This window comes from Vibrio sp. 1978 (genome assembly GCF_033344345.1).
In genome coordinates this window covers 1-694 of sequence record NZ_JAWPOP010000472.1, presented here as the reverse complement: position 1 = coordinate 694, position 694 = coordinate 1, and the positions used below count along the sequence as shown (strand labels likewise).

Annotated in this window: 1 protein-coding gene; it reads right to left on the bottom strand. The window is 53.0% G+C overall.

What is annotated here, in order from left to right:
• On the bottom strand, positions 1–694 hold a 694-nt coding region (locus tag R8N49_RS27290; protein ID WP_318190472.1), incomplete at both ends, for a peroxidase family protein.

The following is a 694-nucleotide window of genomic DNA, read 5'->3' as shown; positions in this document are numbered from 1 at the left end:
GCGGCAGTTAACCCCATCAACTGGGTGCGATCCAACAGCATTTCTTCCGGTGTTACAACGTAGTTTTGTTTGAGCCAGTTTCGATATCCATCGTGCAACGGTTCTAACACCTCGAAAGACTCAACATCCGTCATATCCTGTGTTGCGTCGCCACGTCCTGGAAGGAAAGGCGCAGTGACGTTAACACCAGCAGCGCTGGCGGCTTGCTCAATACCGACGTTACCTGCTAATACGACCACATCAGCGACGCTGGCTCCCGTATCTTTCGCGATGCTTTCCAACACCGGTAATACTCGGGCTAGCCGCTCTGGCTCGTTACCTTGCCAGTCTTTTTGTGGTGCTAAGCGAATACGAGCGCCGTTTGCGCCACCACGTTTGTCAGACTGACGGAACGTGCGTGCACTGTCCCAAGCGGTTGTGACCATGTCACTAACTGATAACCCAGTGGCTGCGATTTTGGTTTTTACCGCGTCTACATCGTAGTTTGCATTGCCGTGAGGAACCGGATCTTGCCAGATGAGGTCTTCTTGCGGAACATCAGGGCCGATGTAGCGAGCCTTAGGCCCCATGTCTCTGTGCGTTAATTTAAACCAAGCCCGAGCAAAGATGTCGGCGAAATAGGCCGGGTCGCTATGGAAGCGTTCTGAGATTTTGCGATACTCCGGATCCATCTTCATCGCCATATCGGCGTCTG